We start from the raw sequence: 19,895 nt of genomic DNA, 5'->3' as shown, positions 1-19,895 counted from the left end.
AACACCGAATTCTCTCGGAACTAAAACAAAAAAAGAATGCTGGATCACAAACTCACTATATTCTACCACACGGCAAAACATCTGAACACCACGAAAGCGGCTGAAATTTTACGGATTTCCCAACCGGCAGTGTCCAAAAGTATCAAAGAACTGGAACGGGAAATGGGACTAACCCTTTTTGAACGGGAAAAAGGAAGATTGGCACTTACCCCTGCCGGGAAATACCTGCTGGAACAAAGCGAAGACCTTATCGAACGGGAACGCGCGATCACGTTCAACCTGCAACACATGAAAGAAGAGTTTTCCGGCACGCTCCATATCGGGGCAAGCACCACGCTCTCGCAATACATCCTACCCGAACTTCTGGCCCAGTTTCGAGAACGTTACCCCCAGATAAAAATCAACTTGATTAGCGGCAACACGGATCAGATCGAACAGGAACTCCTCAACCGGAATATTCAACTCGCATTCATCGAGGGAACACCTTCACAACCGGATATTCATTACATACCTTTCCTGAAAGATGAAATCGTACTGGTAACCTCATCCAAAAACACAACGTGGGATTCAATTACCAAGGCACAATTGCAAGAACTGAAATTCGTGGTGCGCGAGAAAGGTTCGGGTACTTACAACATCATCCAAAGACATCTCTCCGACACCGGAATTGCAATCAATGACCTCAACCAACAAATGGTAATCGGAAGCACGGAAGGCATCAAACAATACTTGAAATACTCGGATTGCTATGCCTTGGTTTCTATTTTCTCCATTCGAGATGAATTAGCTTGCGGGATGCTCAAGATCGTCGACATGGACGACCTCGAGATCACCCGAACCCTTTACGCCATCCACAAACAGGGACAAATAGACTCTTATGCCGAATTGCTGCTGAGATTCTGCGAACAACGCAAGAAAATCTTATGATTCAGTGATTGAAGAATCACCCCATCGGCAATCACTGGCTCCTTGAATCTTTGAATTGTTTCGGGCAGAAAAGATAGACCAGAAAACTACACACGAGTATAATGATCCCCGTGGTCACGAACAAATTCCCTATTCCGACCAGCGGGGACACAAGGCTCCCGAACAAAAATTGGAAGAAACCGAGTATTGCCGAGGCACATCCCGAGTTCGTTCTCTCCAAATCCAGAGCAAGCGAAGTTGTCGGTGGCATAATCGTCCCGAAACACAAGGCAAGCAACACGAACATCCCTTCCACCACGATAAAAGATAATTCCATAATCAACGCCGCTGCCGTGAAAACACTAAGTAACAGAAAAACTTTCGTCATCATCGACAATACCTTCTGTTCATTCCGAAAGAAAGAAACCAGTACACTCCCGATCATAATACAAAAAGCATTCGCCCCGAAACACAGGCTATATTGAGCGGGAGATAACCGGTAATGCGATTGAAAAATAAAAGGGGAAGCCGCTATATACGCGAAAAACACACCAAAAGCCAAAGCCTGCGTGAGCACGTAACGCATAAACCTCCGGTTTTTCAAAATCGGGACAAAACCTTTCAACGCTGAAAACGTGCTGCCTTGAACGCGTTTCTCACGGGAGTGCGACTCCCGGAAGACAAAAGTCATAAAAAACAAAATCATCCCGAAAGCGAATAGTATACCGAATATTCCCCGCCAATCCGTCACGTTCATCATCACACCTCCCAGTACCGGTGCGGCAATAGGGGCGATCCCCTGTATTCCCGCGAGCAGGGAAAAGAACACCGACAATTCCCGTCCGGAATACAAGTCGACAATGATCGAACGGGCAATCACGACACACCCCGCCCCGAATATACCCTGCACGAGACGAAAAAACAGGAAATAGTAAATCGTGGGAGAAAAAATACAAGCGACTGTTGCCAAAGAAAATACACCCAAAGAAAACGCCAAAGGACGTACACGCCCGTACTTGTCACTGACCGGACCAAGGAACAGCTGCCCGAGGGCAAGCCCCAGCATCCCGAACGTCAGGCTCAACTGCACGAGTGAAACCGATGTCCCGAAATATTGCTGCATCTGGGGAAAGGCAGGTAAGTACACATCGGTCATAATGGGTCCGAAAGCTGTCAGCGAACCCGTGAAAAGAAGTAAGAATACTTTTGAATTTTTATTTTTTACCATAATACAAATTATTTCATGTTATATATTATCCTTTTTCGGGGGCAAAGATACCGAGATGTCCTCAACCGACTATTTCCATTATCCGCTCGTCGTTGTCCATTTTGAGAACAAATAATTCGATAAATGACCTTTTTCCATTACTTTTGTACAAAAACAGGAATACATGAAGCCATTTTACACCACCACCGAAGAACCACTCGTGACCGGGACATCCGACTTGAATATGATTTTTGACCGTCCATACCGGCTGGATAGCGGATTAATACTATTCTGTCGGGAAGGGACGGCAGAAATCGAGATCGATTTAAAAAAATATCCTGTTGTACCCAACGCCGAAGTTGTGATTCTACCGGCAACCACCCTATCGCTCAATAGTTCATCACCGGAATTTCGGGTCGATTACATCGCTTTTTCCAAAGCACTCATGGACGAAGTTTCTTTTCGTCTGGAAGCCCCGTTTTTCGGCTTTTTGAAAGAGCATCCCGTGTGCTCCCACGCGGAAGGAATAAGAATCGATATCATAAACGAACTTATAAAAATGGTCACTCTCGTGTATCACGACCGACAAAACACATTCCGTAACCCGATCATTAAAAACCTGCTGCAATGCTTTTTTCTGAACATGTACGACAAGACACAAAAGTTTTTTGCCAGTGAAAAAAAAGGACACGACCGGGCAGAAGAGATTTTTCACGGTTTTATTTCCCTCGTGCAGAAACATTACCTTCAACAAAAGGAAGTCACTTTTTACGCCGATGAATTATGCATCTCGCCCCGCTACTTGACAGCCATCACGCGAAAAGTCACCGACGAATCGGCAAAAGAGATTATCGACAAACATGTCATACTTGAAATAAAAGTATTGCTGCAATCGACGGAAATGACCATTCAAGAAATCTCCAACCATCTGAACTTCCCCAACCAATCCTATCTGTCCCGTTACTTCAAAAGGCACACGGGTAAGAATCCGGTTGATTACCGGGATAAAAAGAGTGCCCCCTCTACTATATCTTTAAGTAATACCCTCTGAATATTTTTTATTTCCAAAATTCATAGATTTAGAAGAATTTTGCACCGAACAAAATTTTAAATAGATCATGAGCAAAATTCAACTGAACAAAAATCAAAAAGAAGTACTCTTCATCGTAGCGATGTTTCTTGTACCATTTCTTGATCCGGGCTTTGCCCTCTTATTAGGTCTGATTTTATCATTGACGATCGGACACCCGTTCCTGTCCATTAATAGTCGTGTCACCCATATACTTTTACAAATATCCGTTGTCGGCCTCGGTTTCGGCATGAATGTAGGTCAAGCTATTGAAGCCGGAAAAACAGGAATCCTTTTCACGATCGTTTCCATCGTGGTCACCATCAGTCTGGGACTTTTCTTTACCCGTAAACTACGGGTGGCAAGGGATACCGGCTTTTTGGTTTCCGGGGGTACCGCCATTTGCGGGGGAAGCGCCATCGCAGCTCTGGCTCCCGTTATCAATGCAAAAGACAAAGATATCACGGTCGCCATGGGAACAATCTTCATGTTAAACGCCGTGGCTCTATTCATATTCCCGCCTCTCGGACGTTGGTTGGAAATGAACGACCATCAATTCGGCTACTGGTGTGCTATCGCCATTCACGACACAAGCTCGGTAGTCGGTGCTGCCAAAACATACAGCAACGAGGCATTGGTTATCGCTACCACAACCAAACTGATCCGGGCATTGTGGATCATACCCGTATCGCTCATTGCCGCATTCTTTTACAACAAAGGAACAAACAAAAAATCAAAAATTTCGATTCCTTATTTCATCTTCTTGTATGTCATTGCCATGATTGTTGCAACCTACACCCCACAATGGAATCATCTCTACACGGAAATCGTCAGCTTTGCCAAAGTGGGAATGTTGTTTACCCTGTTCTTGATCGGTGCCGGACTTTCTAAAGATACGATCAAACAAGTCGGCTTCAAACCCATCTTGTTGGGTATCATACTATGGATTTGTATCAGCATCTTGTCTGCTAGCGTAATTCTACTTCTCTGATTATTACGTTCATTTTTTCATTATACATAAAAAGGCTGCCTAAAAAGTAAATAGACAGCCTTTTTTATATTATCATGACCTCTCTATAAACTTTTTTCTAATCTTTTAAAATTATATAATACACATAGTAATTAAATTTGTCAGCAATGTATTGAGAATCATATCAAAATATCTAACGAAATTTTTTATGACAATGCGTGCAAATTATTTAAATCTATTACTCGTCCTGCTCGCGGGATTTCTTCCCCTCAGTATGCAGGCAGCAGAACCCGAAAAAAAGGTGATTCTGTACACTCCCTACACGAAAATAGCCGTGCCGCCGGGAGAATCTGTAAACTACAACATTGACGTCATCAACAACGGTGACGAAGTGAAAAACGCCGACATTACCATCAAGGGAATGCCCCGGGGATGGAAGTACGAGATCAAAGCCGGAACATGGACTGTGAACCAACTTTCCGTCCTCCCGAAAGAGAAGAAAAACTTCTCCCTGAAAGTGGATATTCCGTTAAAGGTAAACAAAGGCACTTACCGTTTTTCCGTCATGGCGGAAGGATTAGGCGAACTCCCTTTGAGTATCACGGTCTCGAAACAGGGTACTTACCAAACGGATTTCACCACGAACCAACCCAACATGCAAGGAAATTCGAAGTCGACATTCACGTTTAATGCCACGCTGAAAAACCAAACGGCGGACCAGCAACTTTACGCCCTTATGGCACAAGCCCCCCGGGGATGGAATGTGGTCTTCAAGGCAAATTACAAACAAGCAACTTCCGCTCAAGTGGAACCGAATGCTACCCAAAACATCACGATCGATATCAATCCGCCTGCCAATGTTGAAGCAGGGACATACAAAATTCCCGTTCGCGCGGCAACCAGCACGACTTCCGCGGACATGGAACTCGAGGTCGTGATCACGGGGACTTACCAAATGGAACTGACTACTCCCCGCGGGTTACTCAGCACGGAAATCACGGCGGGGGACACGAAACGAATCGACTTGGTAATCAAAAACACGGGATCGGCAGAATTGAAAGACATTCAACTCTCTGCCAATAAACCGGTAGATTGGGAAGTCACGTTCGAGCCGACAAAAATAGACCGCCTGAAAGCCGGGGAAACCGCTAATGCTGTCGCTGTCGTGAAAGCATCCAAAAAAGCTTTACCGGGAGATTACGTCACCAAAATATCTGCCAAAACACCGGAAGTCAATTCAACGGCAGATTTCCGTATTGCAGTAAGAACACCTATGATCTGGGGCTGGATGGGTGTATTAGTCATCCTGATCGCGTTGGGATGCGTGTACTTCCTATTCCGCAAATATGGAAGGAGGTAAATCATGGACGAACCCATTATCGAACTTCATGATTTAACGAAACAATACGGGAAATTCACGGCAGTGGATCATATCAACCTCACCGTGCACAAGGGAGAGATCTTCGGGATACTGGGACCGAACGGAGCCGGAAAATCCACGACAATACTGATGATGCTCGGGTTGACCGACCCTACATCCGGAGACGTGAAAGTATGCGGCATCAACTCCACCCGCAACCCCATACAAGTACGGGAGAAGGTTGGCTATCTCCCCGAAGACGTGGGTTTCTACGATGACATGACCGGTATCGAAAACCTGCTCTACACGGCTCGCCTCAATCGTATCGACGAGAAAGAAGCCCGAACGAAAGCACAAGAATTACTTGAACGGGTAGGATTACCCCTCGACACGAAAAAAAAGGCAGGGAAATACTCCCGCGGTATGCGCCAACGTCTTGGCTTAGCCGATGTACTGATCAAGAAACCGGAAGTCATCATTCTCGATGAACCCACGTCCGGTATCGATCCTGCCGGAGTTCAAGAATTTATGGATCTCATCCGGCAACTGAGGGATGAGCACGGGCTGACCGTACTTTTCTCGTCCCACCATCTGGATCAAGTACAACAAATTTGCGACCGGGTAGGGTTGTTCGGGGCGGGAAAACTTCTGGCAGAAGTGAACATCGCCGAATTGCAAACCGAGGAACACGGGTTGGAAAACATGTATAACCGTTATTTCGGAGGAGGAAAAAGCCATGAGTAGAATACAACGTCCATTCTGGGTTATCGTCCGTAAAGAAGTGGCCGACCATGTCAGAAGTTGGCGTTTCATTATATTGATAGCCATCATCGCCCTGACTTGCATGGGTTCGCTCTACACGGCACTGACCAATATAGGGGCAGCGATAAAACCCAACGATCCCGACGGTTCGTTTCTTTTCTTGAAACTATTCACCGTGTCTGACGGGACATTACCCTCTTTCGTGATTTTTATCAGTTTTTTGGGACCACTACTCGGGATAGCTCTGGGTTTTGACGCCATCAATTCCGAGCAAAACAAGGGAACACTGAGTCGGGTTTTATCCCAACCGATACATCGGGATTACTTGATTAACGCCAAATTCACGGGAGCCTTGATCGTTATCGGGGTCATGCTGTTCGCACTGGCATTCATGGTGATGGGATTCGGGTTGATCGCCATCGGGATTCCCCCGACAGCAGAAGAATTCTTACGTATTATATGTTTCATCGGGGTAAGTATCGTGTACGTGGCATTTTGGTTGAACCTGTCGATTTTCTTCTCGATCAAATTCAAACAAGCTGCCACTTCCGCCTTGGCATGCATCGCGGTATGGTTATTTTTCAGCGTTTTCTATAACATGATCGTCAATCTGGTCGGAAAAGCCATCAGCCCCTCGGCAATGGCAAGCACGTACCAAGTCATCAGTTACCAGAGATTCATGCTCAACCTGTTGCGTTTTGCCCCAAGTATGCTTTTCAACGAGGCAACCACCACGTTATTGATGCCCTCGGTAAGAAGCTTGGGACCGCTAACCATGGAACAAGTACACGGCGCTATCCCCAGCCCGCTACCACTCGGGCAGAGCTTGATGGTCGTCTGGCCACAACTCACGGGACTGATCGCCGCTACCGTGATCTGCTTCGCGTTATCATACGCCTCATTCATGAGAAAAGAAATCAGATCGAGATAAAAATTAGGGAGAGTCGAAAAGACTCTCCCTCTAGTTCATAAAGTTTATAACCTTATAAACTCATTTTCTTGCAGGTTCACAAAAACAACATTATCTTCGCACGACAAAATAAAGAATACATGGTGTACACAACATTTATAATCCTTGCAGCCCCGGCAACGAACACGGACATGAGCCTGTGGGGGATGGTCGTAAAAGGCGGTTGGCTGATGATCCCGATTTTCATTCTATCCATCATAGCCATTTACATCGCGTGTGAACGTTATTGGTTATTCCGCAAGACGGGTATAAACGATGTCGCGTTCATGCAAAAAATCAAGGAATATATCCAAAACGATAACACGAAAGCCGTGCTTGCCGAATGTGAAGCGGAAGCAAGCCCTTTATCAAAGACAATAGCCAAAGGTATCGTTATGCAGGGAGAAGCCCCGAGTGAAATACGCCAAGCCATGGAAGAAACCGCCAACTATGAAGTAGCCCTTTTGGAAAAAGGCTTACCCACGCTGGCAACTTGTGCCGGAGTCGCACCCATGATCGGGTTCCTCGGAACCGTAGTCGGTATGGTGCAAGCCTTCTATGACATGTCAATGGCAGGAAGTAACATCGATATCACCCTCCTGTCCCGCGGTATTTACACGGCAATGATCACCACCGTGGCAGGACTTATCGTTGGTATCATCGGACAATTAGCTTATAATTTCTTGGTTGCAAGAGTCGATAAAATCGTTCTCCGTATAGAACACCACTCCTCCGAGTTTATCAATCTTTGCCTCCGAAAGAAATAATTCTAAATTATAAATTCTCAATTATAAATCGTGGCAATCAAACGCAAAAGTAAAATTAACCCGAACTTCAACATGTCGTCCATGACCGACATCGTATTTTTACTGCTGATCTTTTTCATGGTTTCGTCCACGTTGATCAATCCCAACGCCCTAAGGTTGCTATTACCTCAAAGTACAAACCAAACCTCCGACAGACCGATTGTTGTCGTTTCTATTGATAAAAATTATACTTTTTACCTGAACGAAAAGGTCATCCCGTTCTCCATGCTCGAACGCCGATTAGTGGAAGAACTAAAAGAACAGGAAGATCCCTGTATCTCTCTGCAAGCCGACAAATCAGTGCCTCTAGAACAAATCGTGAAAGTAATGAACATCGCGAAAGACCATAAATATCGCTTGATCTTAGCTACTACCCCAGAATAGGTTATCTTTAAAATCAACGTAAAAAAATAAATTGGCGAAGCTGAAACCTATCGCCCGCGTCGGCGTATACAACCTCACACAAGCGATCAAGAACTTGATACTCATCGCTTGTAATGATTATCTCGTTGTAGATAAAATATATTAGCAACAATTGTTAAACTAAAACTAACACAGTATGAAACGTTTACTTTTTTTATCATGCATCGGACTGTTCGCACAGTTTCTGGTCTCATGTTACCCGGGAGGCGCAGACACAGTGAAGGAGATGGATGTTGCCATAACCAATTATGACAAGAGCGCAGACTTCACCAAGTACACTACATTCTCACTTCCCGATACGATCGTTTATTTCGTGGCTCAAGGAGAAACACCGAATCACACTTACGATCCGCAAATCTTACAACTGGTAAAAGACAATTTCACTCAGCTAGGTTACACCTACATCGACCCGCAAAGCGAAAGTGATGAACAACCGAGTTTCATTGTCACCGTATCAGCTTTCTCTAACGTGAATTATTATTACGGGAACGACTACTGGTACAACTACTGGGGTTGGTATCCGGGTTGGGACTGGATTTGGGGTCCGACTTGGGGACCGGGTTGGGGACCTTCTTACCCGTGGTATCCTGTTGCCGTGTACTCTTACAGAAGTGGTTCTATCGTGATCGATATGATCGCCGCGGACCAAACCGCCCCGACAAGCGCGAACAAGAAAATTCCGGTACTCTGGAGTGGTGTTGCCGACGGCTTGTTACAAGGCTCTGCCCAATCTATTCTTGACAGGATGGAATCAACCATCGACCAATGCTTCGTTCAATCACCGTATTTGAAAAAGCAATAGAGTAGATCACTAATTGTCAATTTAAAATTCAAACGATTATGAGAAAGTTATTAATTATATCGCTTATACTATTCGGGTTAAGCCCATTGGTAAAAGGACAGATGCTGAACTTGAACTACCAGATGTCTGCCCCGTTTGGCAAAATGCACGATTTTGCGAGTAAAATGAGTTTCAGAGGTATGGACCTCGAGTACCATCAATTCTTGGGAGAAAGATTCTCTGTCGGAGGTATGATCGGCTGGAACACCTACTACAAAGATAAAGGAAAAATGAGTGGTAACTTCAAATTCAAAGGTAGCAGCGACATTCACACCATCACCGGTTATCAATACCGCTACGTCAATACAGTGCCCATCATGGCTATCGGGCGTTACTGGTTCACGGATCAAAACAGTACATTCAGACCTTATTTCGGTTTAGGTGTCGGAACAAGCTGGACGGAAATGAAACTGGACGTGGGACAATTCAGCTCCACGAACTCCAAATGGCAATTCGCCTTCGCTCCTGAAATAGGTACTATCATCCCCGTAAACGATCAGTTTGCATTCAACATAGGGGCTAAATACACCTACGGCACGAAAGCCGGAAAAGTAGAAGCCATGCAAAACTTCACGATTAGCGTGGGTATCGTATTCATGGGAAATTAAAACAAATAAAAACAACTGGGTAATCAATAGGGACGAGGCTGTGTTCACGATGGACACAGCCTTTTTTCGTTATTATTGGTTCAACCATTGCTTGAACTCCTGTATCCGTTCGGAACTCACGATTGCCTCTATTCCGCTCGGCGGCAAGGGTGACAAAATAATTTTTATCCTACTATTGGAATACTTCACCATCTCCTTGATAGCATCATAGCTGATGATAAACTTCCGGTTAATCTTGAAAAACCGCGTGGGATTCAACTTCGACTCGATCCCGCTAATCGTCTGGTCAAGGATAAAATTCTGTCCGTCCCGGGTAAAAAGTACCAGATACTTCCCGTCCGCCATAAAATAAGCCACGTCACCTATCGCCACGGACTTCATCTTCGTTCCCACGGTGACTAAAAAGCGTTCTTGATACACCGTCAACGAAGCAGCCGGGAAAGGCGCATTCGTGGCGGAAAGCGAATCCAGTTTACTCAACGCATTCATCAACTCATCCTTGTCAAACGGCTTCAAAATATAATCTATCCCTTGATATTTAAACGCCTTCAACGCGTACTCGTCATACGCCGTGATAAAAATCACCGGAACCGTGATCTCCACCTGTTCAAAAATATCAAAACTCTGCCCGTCCCCCAGATGAATATCCATAAAAATCACATCCACCTTATTCTTCCTCAACCATTTCACACTCTCGCTCACCGAATCCAACTTCGCCAAAATAGCAACATCCGGAGCCACCTCCCCCAACAACCTCTCTAATTCCGATGCCGCAAGATACTCGTCTTCAATGATAACTGCATTCATAAGCTATTTTTGATAAATACCCATCAGGTTATATCCCCGATTCCATATCCACAAAAATAGAGAAAAAATTTATAAAATACACATTTCTATTTACCAACAAAATCCCACACGGTCATATTACATAACCATGCGGGATTTCCAACTACTAACCTAAACCTAATTGCTACTCGGATTAATTTCTCAAATCCGGATTATTCTCTGTGGCTTCTCGCGGGTAAGGAATCACGTAACCAACACCGTCGACGCCCAAAGTCACGGTAGCCCCTTCTTTCGAACTTGGTTTTGTGATCTCCGGCTGTGTCGTACGTCTCAAATCAAACCAACGCTGCCCTTCAATAATAAATTCACGTGCTCGCTCATCCATAATTTCTTCTAACAATTGCTGTTGATTCATTCCATCTATCTCAGCAGCCTTCCGAGTATAATATTCCGGAGTCAAACGAGTCTCGATAAAAGACTTCAAATGCGTTTTTGCCGTTTCCAATTTCCCGTCCAAGTGGGCTGCCGCTTCTGCCGCTATAAAATATATTTCTGAAGTCCGGAAAGACACCTTCAATGTTTCGGTTCCCTTGATCAACTTGCGGAAATCTCCGGTTTCCTCAAAATATTTGCCCACACGCAAATCTCCGGTTTTATATTTATCAAGGTATTCCGGGAGAATATACAACTCTCGAATATCACGACCTTCCCCTATCATTCCTAAATTCATCATCATTTCCCGAGAGGATTTTTCATAAGGCGCTACTTCGGATGTATTAAGATCCTCCAAAGAACAATTCGGGAGTAACTCTTCTGCCAAGTTCAAAGCTAATTCCCACTCTGACCGGAACAAACGTACGCGCGCCTCGAGAGCCATTGCCGTTTCCTTCGAGAAGCGATATTTTACAGCATCCGGTTGTTGCTCAACCTTGATCAATTTCCGGGCTTCTTCAATATCATTCAATATCTGTTCGTATACTTTTTCCACGGTCGCAGGAGTATAATGTTGTTCAATATCCACCTTCGTTGCCAATGGAATTCCCCGCTCGGCAGCAGCAGTACTTGCATTGTATGATTTCGCATATAAGTTCACCAGTTCAAAATGCATATAAGCACGCAATAAAAGAGCTTCCGCCATCAATTGTTCCCGGGAATCTTCGGTGGTGTTAATCTTCGCATCCATCACGTCTTCAATAACGGCATTCGTGTAGAAAATTGTCTTATAAAAAGTTGACCACGGGTAACTTATCGTATTACTCGAAGAATTATCCTCCCAAAGCGCAAAATCAATAAAGGTAGAATACGCCTCTCCGTCTTTCAACGGATATAATTCGTCGGAACGAAGCGATAACAAATACTTATAGGTAGGTACCGTCGAGTAAGCCGAGGTCATCAAAGCCCTAAAATCCGTTACAGTTTCCGGAATAACCTTCCCTGCCGGAGTTATATCCAAATAATTACACGAGGAAAATACCAGCACGGAAAAAATCGTATATAGTATATTTTTTATTTTCATGATTACCAAATATTAAATTAAAAGGTTAAATCCAAACCCAAAGAGAATGTCCGCGGTAATGGTTGCGTGTAAGCATTACCCCATGTTTCCGGATCAAAATAACCATCATAATTAGTAGCGATCACGAACGGGTTTCTCGCCTCGAAACTAACCCGGGCGGCACCCAAACGCAATTTCTGAACAATGTTATCAGGTAAAGAATAACCCAAACGAATGCTATTCACCCGTAAATAACTCATATCCTTAAACCAGTAATCGTAATTCTTAAAAGCTCCCGTCGAATTTCCCATCCAGTCATAGAAAAAGTCATTATTTTCCGGGTCCATATAATATGAATGATTCATAATTTTAGGGTATATTCCATCCGGATTAGAAGGCGACCAAATATCTGCCACACGCTTAGAATAATTCCATCCCGGGGACATAGAAGAAGGAGCATAGAAGGGAGATTCCTGCATTGTTTGGTCTATAACGAAACTCGTACTAATAGTTAAATCGAAATTTTTGTAATAGAATCTATTAATAAATCCACCTGTGAATTTCGGTTCGGTTGTTCCGGCATAAGTATACAACTCTCTAAACTCCTCATTACTTAACGAACTTACAGTGGCACCGGAAGCATCAGATGTCAAACTAAAGAAATCTTTCAATGAAACTTTCTGTCCGTTTTTCCAGAACATCTGAAGACCGTTCTCGTCTACTCCAGCCGTGTTCAACTTAAATAATGCACCAATCGAGTAACCTTGTAAAGAAGGCGTACGTTCATTATCCCGTACAGTAATTCTATCCACTTTACTCTTGTTATGAGCAATGTTGAAATCCATTACCCAACGGAATTTTTTTGTACGGATATTTACCGTGGATAACGTGAACTCAACCCCCTTATTCGTGACCTCTGCCCAGTTCATCGTGGTGAAATCAAATCCATTCTCCCAAGGCAAAGTCCGGGTCCCAATCAAATCCTTACTCTTGCGATAGTACCCATCCACAGTAAACGTAATCCGGTTATTCAATACGCCCATATCGATACCCACATTCCAGTTCGAGGTTTTTTCCCAACGCAAATTTTGATTAGGAGGAGAAGAAACGGTTATTGTAGTCTCACTGGAATCTCCGAGATTTGAAGTTTCTCCCCACTCTCCCACTATATAAGGAGAAGTATTTTTATCCACATTGCCCTGTAAACCGTAAGAAAGTCTTAACTTCAAATTAGACAACCATTCAGCATTGCTCATAAAACTCTCTCGGTCAATATTCCAAGCAGCCGACAATGCCCACAACGGCAAATACTTGTATTTATCCGAAACCCCGAACAAATTAGAACCGTCAAAACGCATACTACCGAATACAGTGTAACGATTGTCATAACTATATGATGCCGTCATATAATAAGACAAATAACGATTCTCCGATTCTGTCCGGCTATATTGTTTATACAAGGAACTAGATTTATCATTGAACCCGTTAGGAAAATCAAGAGGTTTCGTAGTCAACGCTTTGGAATCATAACCAAATCCTTTCGTATGTACTTGCGTAGATTTATTTCCCCGCATTTCGTAACCGACCATGACATCCACAGAATGCTTATCCGCAAATACATTATGAAACTCACCTTGCAAACGCCACTGGTACTGAGACATATTATCCGTCCAATTTTGAATAATCCCCCCTTCCGGCAACCAATAAGTACCATTATAAGCATTCTCTTTATATTTACGCACATAATAAGTATCCGCTTCCGCTAATTTTTCCGTTTCGGAATTTTCTATCTGCAATCCCAATAGCGTGGATAATTTTAACCAAGTAAACGGTTTATATTCCAAAGAAATCATCGGTTTTACCGCCAAATTCTTCAACGAATAATCCGTATTTTCCCTTTCTTCAACAGCATTAAAAGGTACATACCTCTCAACGAACCCTTCTGACCCTTGTATATCCGGATCATATATGTACATACCGTTTTCATCCTTTACTTCCAAGTATGGATTGACCATTCTCGAGTAATTAGCAGGATTCGTGAACCCTCCCAAATCCGTGATATAACTCTTACGCGTGCTATGGGTAAGGAACATAGACAATCCCAATTGTAAATTATCCCGCAAATCAAAATCCGTCTTCAAAGTCCCGTTAAAACGCTCGAATCCTGTTTTTTTCGTTGTCCCTGTTTCATTATAATAACCAGCAGAAGCAAAATAACGAGCGTTCTCGGAACCACCCGATATACTCAAATTATATTGTTGATTCACGGCAGTCTGGTAGATTTCATCCCCCCAATTTACGTTTTTATTTCTCAAAGCATTAATTTCATTCTGAGCCTCTTGCGACAGCGCACTAAAACCCCCTTCACGATAAGCTTCCAATTGATCATATTTCGCCAAAATCCGAGCAACTTCTCCTTTACCCGCCTTATCACTATTATCAGCATAATCAACTTTAGTCATATTTAACTCGAAATCGACCTTTTCAGATGCGTTCATGTAATCCAATTTACCTAGATCAGGTCTCGTTGTCACAAACCAAGCTGCCGAAGCATTCACCCGCATCTTACCTGCTTTTCCTTTTTTCGTGGTCACAATAATTACCCCGTTAGCTGCACGAGCTCCATAAATAGCAGTTGCGGCAGCATCCTTCAAAATGGTAATATCTTCAATATCCGCAGGATTCACACCTGCAATCGAGGTGTTATACAAATTATCAATATTATCCTTATCACTGAAATTAGCTGGAATATCATTCCCTTCCAATATCATTCCATCCAAAACCCACAATGGATCAGTACTACCAGTCAAAGACACCGTACTACGAATACGCATCTTATTCGGTGCTCCCGGAGCACCGTTTGTCGGAATAGATGTCATACCGGCAACCTGTCCCTCCAATAATTGGTCGATACTGGCAACACCTATACGTTTTATATCATCCATTTTCACCGTCTGAATCGCGGACGTCGCTTTCCGTTTCTCTATCTGCTGATACCCGGTCACCACCACTTCTTCCAACTGCTCCTGATCCGGTTGCAAAAGCACTTTAAACTCCGTTTTCTTGGAGATATCCAGTTTCAAGGGTTTATAGCCGATAAAACTAATTACCACGTAATTTACGGCTTTAGGCACTTTCAATTCAAAATTCCCATCAATATCCGTGATTGTTCCTTTAGGCCCTAAATTCTTGGATTCGGGGGCATCCGGATCAATAACCACTGTCGCGCCAATCAAAGTCTCGTTCGTAACGGAGTCCATTACCACGCCCTTAATTGTTCGGTAATCTCCCTCGTTTTGAGCGAGCAACCAAAGCGGACAGAATAACGCCATTAATAATAAAATCTTTCTCATGTTCATTTGTTTACTTCGTATGTTAAAGGTATAATAATTATCTCATGTTCAAAGCTTCCTTGATACGGATGATCAAATCTTCATAATGATTTCTCGTCTCAACGTCGCCCGTGTTTCGCTTACTTTCCGCCAATTTCAAGACTTTCAACAACTCACCTCTCTTCACGGATACCGCCTCGGAAACCCGTCCCATAGAAGTGAAATGTAAAACTCTCAATTGAGCGTCTTCTCTAGGTTCTATTTTAAATGCCGCTTCTTTTGACGCGAAGCAACATGTATTAGAATTATTGTGCAAAGCCTTTTTCGTTGTTTTCTCCACGGCTTTATTGGAGCTTACAATGATGGCATCGATAAAATTCTTCTGTGTCATTCTTTCATAAAGGGACAGATTCTTTCCCGCATTAGAACTAGCAAATATAACATTGTGAATATCCGCGAACATCTCCTCGGGCGTGTAACACTTGGCGCGACCCAACGTGGCCTCAGCATCAAACATACGCATCAGACGTTCATCTTTCAACAAATTATAAAACGTAGCGTACTGCATTTCCCGGGCTACCGTGTAAGGAGAATACTCTACCCCCATTTGTATCGGGTAACTCTTCTTCCATACATCTGCCCCGAACAACCAATCCGGCACGATAAAGACTTCATCAATCAAGTATTTCACGCTCTCCTTCTGTCTTTCCCTCGGAACGGGGACATAACGATCCTCGGCACTTCCCATCACCGGATTGTTTATATATATTCCTCCCACGTTTGCCGTCACGTGTCCGGCATACATCTTCCATTGATTAATCACCGCCATCAACAACCTGCCGGCTTGTGTAAAGCCTTCACCTTCCTCTTCCGTCCATGCCACGATATTCGGCACGATACGTTTCAAGTTCATAATCCCGTAACGATTCGCTTTCACGACATCATCCCCAAGGTCTTCATCCTGTGACCGCGGATCAATCGGGTCTTTCGGGTCTTGTTGCTCCCCGTACCAGTACATCGGGTCACCCTCGTGTTCGCGAATCCAACCGTTCAATACAGGCAATTCCTCTTGCGGAGTCTTCGTGTCCAACCAACGATAAGCCCAATTAATGGCAAACTTATCATACACCCCGATCTTCGGCGTTATATCCACCACCCCGTCTCCCGGTTGTGCCACGTAATTAAAACGGGCATAGTCCATGATAGAACTTGCCGTCCCCCCCATCTTGGAAGTAAAACTCGGGGATCTTAGAGAATCCGTGGGGAATGACCATGAAGCACCCATGTTGTGTTTCAACCCGAAAGTATGCCCTACCTCGTGGGAAGACACGAAACGAATAGCACTTGCCATATGCTCGTCGCTCAATTTATTCCCCCGTGCTCTCGGGTCTATCGGTCCCGTTTGCACCTGTATCCATGAATGAAGCAACGACATCACGTTATGCCACCATACCACGTCAGCCTCGATAATCTCTCCGGAACGAGGATCGACCACAGAGGGCCCCATGGCGTTCGCTTGCTCAGACGCCGCGTAGGTAATGACAGAATAACGAACATCATCAATGTCGAAATCTTCATCACCTTCCGGGACATCCTTCGCGATAACAGCGTTTTTGAAACCGGCTGCCTCGAATGCGGCCTGCCAATCCAATACTCCTGCTTTAATCTCCTCCCTCCATTGTTTGGGGGTCGAGGGATCGATATAAAACACGATAGGTTTAACAGGCTCTACCACCTCTCCTCTACTATATTTCTCTACATCTTCCGGTTTCGGTTCCAACCGCCAGCGGTGAACGAACTCCCGTTTCTCTACTTTTTGCTGAGCATCATTAAAATAAGCATGTTCCGTCGTGAAAAAACCTACACGGTTATCAGCGAAACGCGGCTTCATCGGTTTCTCCGGCAATAATACCAGATTAGTCGTCGTCTCCACTGTCAAAGGGACAGCCACGCCACCATCCACCACAGATGTCGTCATCAGCGATTTCACCACCACGTTAGACGGGAACACTTTCACACTCAATATCTTTGATAAATCTTTCTTTATAGTTCCCCCTAAAGAAATACTATTATATACATCATTAAAACTCTTCTCGCTTCCGTCAAAAATCTTGTTTACTTTGATTACCACGGACGTGGAATCTTTCCCGTAAGCCTCTATCGGGAAATACTCGATCACCGACTCCCGGTAATTCGCCTTTACCGACTCCGCTATCGCGTCACCTTCCGGGGCACTCACTCTGGGATTGTACGTCGTCACCCAAACCTTATTCAATTGCTCGTCTTTATAAAAACGTACCAGTTTATCGTCATATTCCATTCCCCTGTTCAACCCCGCATCATTCAACTCGTAAGGCACTCCCGACACTTTATTCACGATCAAAAGATCACGTCCCATTAATGAATCGGCGATCTCAAAATAGTAATCATTCTCGACCGTCAGAATCTTGATCATTCCTTCGGCCACCTTTGCCTTTTTTACTAAATCACCATAAGTATCCTTCTTGGCGACTTCCGTTTTTTCTTTAGACTCATTCTTCTTTTGTCTTTCACGGGAATATCCCGTCATGGAAAGCAACAATAACGCGATGATTACTGTCACACCTAAGATTAATGTCTTTGTTTTTGCCATACTTTATTTATTCGTTAAATCTGTCTAACTCTTTGATGCTATACAATATTAAGACAGATTTCGCTGAATAAAAATAAAAGTGGAGTGAACCCCCGAAAAAACGGAGTGAAGATTCGATTTTTAGTTATAAACCATTTTTCAAAAGAGGTAATCGACACACGTAATAACCATTTTGACAACCACATACGAATTTTTCCGGGGAATAGAACTCGTAAATGGTACGAATCCGCTCGAAACCTACGCCCATAGAGGCCTCGCTGGATTCCCCTCTTGGCTGGTAATTGTTTTCCACGATCAACCAATCACCTTCATCGTGTATATTAATATGTAACGGATTCTGAATCGTGACCAGATTATGCTTTATCGCATTTTCCACGAGCATTTGTAAACTCATGGAAGGTATTTTTGCCTCCAGAGAGAGGGGCGATACTTGAATCGTCAAATCCAGTTGTTCCCCGAACCGTATTTTTTGCAGGAAATAATATTGCCGTGTAAAGTCAATCTCTTCCTTTACCGTTGATAAACTCTCGTTTCTCGTTTCCAATAAATAACGATACACCTTGGATAATTTCAACACGAACTCTTTCGCCAAAGTCGAATCCGTTCCGATCAAAACGCTCAACGAGTTCAAAGAATTAAACAAGAAATGAGGGTTAATCTGATTCTTCAACTGTTGCAAATGCAATTCCATGGATTCCCGCTCTATTTTACGCCTTAGGCGATACTCCTTCCGCCATTTATGCTGGGCAAAGAAAAGCAACACGGCAAATATTATAATCGTCATCAAAGCGATCATTAACGTGTATCTATGGAACTCGTCCAAAATCTCTTTATTCCCGTACTGGGGCACGTTCACGGCAATCACCCATTTCTCTTCCCCTATCGTCAACGGGTAATAAATGCGGAGCACCTGAGAAGATAGAAAGACAGAATGCACCATCATTTCCAACTCGTGCTTCGTTTTCAACACCTCTCTCAGCGTATCCAATTCTTCCCGTGGAAAAGGAGATGTACCTAACAATCTCTCGTCAGGATGAGAAAGCAATATCCCTTGTTCATTCACGATAAACACGTAACTGGAAACTTTTCCGCTCGCCTCGGCAAAGTAAGAATGTAAATCCGTCAACAGAATATCAAAACCGAAAAGAGCCCTCCGGGATGCCGTCGGTTCTATCGCCTCTATCGTCGACCAGTAAATCTTACCTTCTTCCGTGTACGTCCCGCTATAATGATGCCCTTTCATTGTATCCAACAAGGTATACATATATTTTAATTCCACTCCCGAGAGTTTCAACCGATGAAACTCATAGCTATTGCGTTCCAATACACGCAAGGAATCTTTTGTACCTCTGAAAAACCACGTTCGACTTATTTTCGGATCCAACTGCAACATAGTCTGCATGAGAGAAACTAAATCAACCTCATTATATGACTCCGTTCGCCCAAAAAATTCTCTTGCCAAACGCTGTAATTCTTCTGTTTTCCGGAATTCATAAGCCACGGACTCCGCCCGATAACGGGATGCTTCCCGAACGTTCGCGTTATTCATATCATTACCGACATCACTGATCTTCTTACCGATCAAGTATATCGCTACCATAAATAACGCTAACAGGATTAAACCTATCGATATTATATTCGTCCGTATTCTCATCACGACAAAGATAGATAAACAATTGAAATACTATCCCTAGCACCATAAAAAAAGAGCGACTCTTTTCAGAATCGCTCTTCTCTAAATCTGGCATC

The 19,895-nt window shown here is 43.8% G+C and carries 16 protein-coding genes; 10 read left to right on the top strand and 6 right to left on the bottom strand.

Features of this window, described 5'->3' with window-relative positions; all coding sequences use genetic code 11:
* Positions 1-36 precede the first annotated feature (36 nt).
* On the top strand, positions 37-927 hold the full coding sequence (locus tag Q5866_RS14960; protein ID WP_303181041.1) for a LysR family transcriptional regulator: 891 nt from the start codon (positions 37-39) through the stop codon (positions 925-927).
* Between the two features lie 31 nt (positions 928-958).
* Here Q5866_RS14960 and Q5866_RS14955 read toward each other — a convergent pair whose 3' ends face one another.
* A complete protein-coding gene (locus Q5866_RS14955) occupies positions 959-2,134 on the bottom strand; it encodes a multidrug effflux MFS transporter (protein ID WP_186977104.1) in 1,176 nt (391 codons plus the stop codon).
* 163 nt (positions 2,135-2,297) lie between these two features.
* Here Q5866_RS14955 and Q5866_RS14950 point away from each other — a divergent pair, with 163 nt between their 5' ends.
* The 9 genes from Q5866_RS14950 (at position 2,298) to Q5866_RS14910 (ending at position 9,901) form a co-directional block, all read left to right on the top strand.
* A complete protein-coding gene (locus Q5866_RS14950) occupies positions 2,298-3,164 on the top strand; it encodes a helix-turn-helix domain-containing protein (RefSeq protein ID WP_303181039.1) in 867 nt (288 codons plus the stop codon).
* A 67-nt stretch (positions 3,165-3,231) separates the two neighbouring features.
* Positions 3,232-4,173: a YeiH family protein gene (locus Q5866_RS14945; RefSeq protein WP_303181037.1), complete on the top strand. Its 942-nt coding sequence runs from the start codon at positions 3,232-3,234 to the stop codon at positions 4,171-4,173.
* Between the two features lie 193 nt (positions 4,174-4,366).
* Entirely contained in the window at positions 4,367-5,512 is a 1,146-nt protein-coding gene (locus Q5866_RS14940; protein WP_186977161.1) for an NEW3 domain-containing protein, read from the top strand.
* A 3-nt stretch (positions 5,513-5,515) separates the two neighbouring features.
* Positions 5,516-6,256 (top strand): ABC transporter ATP-binding protein, encoded by a 741-nt coding sequence (locus Q5866_RS14935; RefSeq protein ID WP_186977110.1) that lies wholly within the window; start codon positions 5,516-5,518, stop codon positions 6,254-6,256.
* Entirely contained in the window at positions 6,249-7,205 is a 957-nt protein-coding gene (locus tag Q5866_RS14930; protein WP_099290784.1) for an ABC transporter permease, read from the top strand. Before Q5866_RS14935 ends, Q5866_RS14930 begins: the two co-directional genes overlap by 8 nt.
* Before the next feature lie 119 nt (positions 7,206-7,324).
* Entirely contained in the window at positions 7,325-7,990 is a 666-nt protein-coding gene (locus Q5866_RS14925) for a MotA/TolQ/ExbB proton channel family protein (protein ID WP_099290785.1), read from the top strand.
* Between the two features lie 30 nt (positions 7,991-8,020).
* Positions 8,021-8,413 (top strand): biopolymer transporter ExbD, encoded by a 393-nt coding sequence (locus tag Q5866_RS14920; RefSeq protein WP_099290786.1) that lies wholly within the window; start codon positions 8,021-8,023, stop codon positions 8,411-8,413.
* 175 nt (positions 8,414-8,588) lie between these two features.
* Entirely contained in the window at positions 8,589-9,254 is a 666-nt protein-coding gene (locus Q5866_RS14915) for a DUF4136 domain-containing protein (protein ID WP_099290787.1), read from the top strand.
* A gap of 38 nt (positions 9,255-9,292) precedes the next feature.
* Positions 9,293-9,901, top strand: a complete 609-nt coding sequence (locus Q5866_RS14910; protein WP_227217709.1) for an OmpW family outer membrane protein — start codon at positions 9,293-9,295, stop codon at positions 9,899-9,901.
* 72 nt (positions 9,902-9,973) lie between these two features.
* Here the strand turns inward: Q5866_RS14910 and Q5866_RS14905 are convergent, their stop codons facing one another.
* From Q5866_RS14905 to Q5866_RS14885, 5 genes are all read right to left on the bottom strand, one after another.
* A complete protein-coding gene (locus Q5866_RS14905; protein ID WP_186977114.1) occupies positions 9,974-10,708 on the bottom strand; it encodes a LytTR family DNA-binding domain-containing protein in 735 nt (244 codons plus the stop codon).
* A gap of 172 nt (positions 10,709-10,880) precedes the next feature.
* Positions 10,881-12,203, bottom strand: a complete 1,323-nt coding sequence (locus tag Q5866_RS14900) for a RagB/SusD family nutrient uptake outer membrane protein (protein ID WP_303181035.1) — start codon at positions 12,201-12,203, stop codon at positions 10,881-10,883.
* A 17-nt stretch (positions 12,204-12,220) separates the two neighbouring features.
* The gene (locus Q5866_RS14895; RefSeq protein WP_303181034.1) at positions 12,221-15,535 is read right to left on the bottom strand and encodes a SusC/RagA family TonB-linked outer membrane protein; all 3,315 of its coding nucleotides are present in this window, start codon (positions 15,533-15,535) and stop codon (positions 12,221-12,223) included.
* 37 nt (positions 15,536-15,572) lie between these two features.
* Positions 15,573-18,146 carry a zinc-dependent metalloprotease gene (locus tag Q5866_RS14890; RefSeq protein ID WP_303181033.1) on the bottom strand — a complete coding sequence of 858 codons (2,574 nt, stop codon included), beginning with the start codon at positions 18,144-18,146 and terminating at the stop codon, positions 15,573-15,575.
* Between the two features lie 124 nt (positions 18,147-18,270).
* The gene (locus tag Q5866_RS14885; protein WP_176554946.1) at positions 18,271-19,746 is read right to left on the bottom strand and encodes a histidine kinase; all 1,476 of its coding nucleotides are present in this window, start codon (positions 19,744-19,746) and stop codon (positions 18,271-18,273) included.
* Between the last annotated feature and the right edge of the window lie 149 nt (positions 19,747-19,895).

This window comes from uncultured Butyricimonas sp., from assembly GCF_959596855.1.
In the GTDB taxonomy this organism is placed as follows: Bacteria; Bacteroidota; Bacteroidia; order Bacteroidales; family Marinifilaceae; genus Butyricimonas; species Butyricimonas muris.
This window is presented reverse-complemented; position numbering and strand designations above follow the sequence as displayed.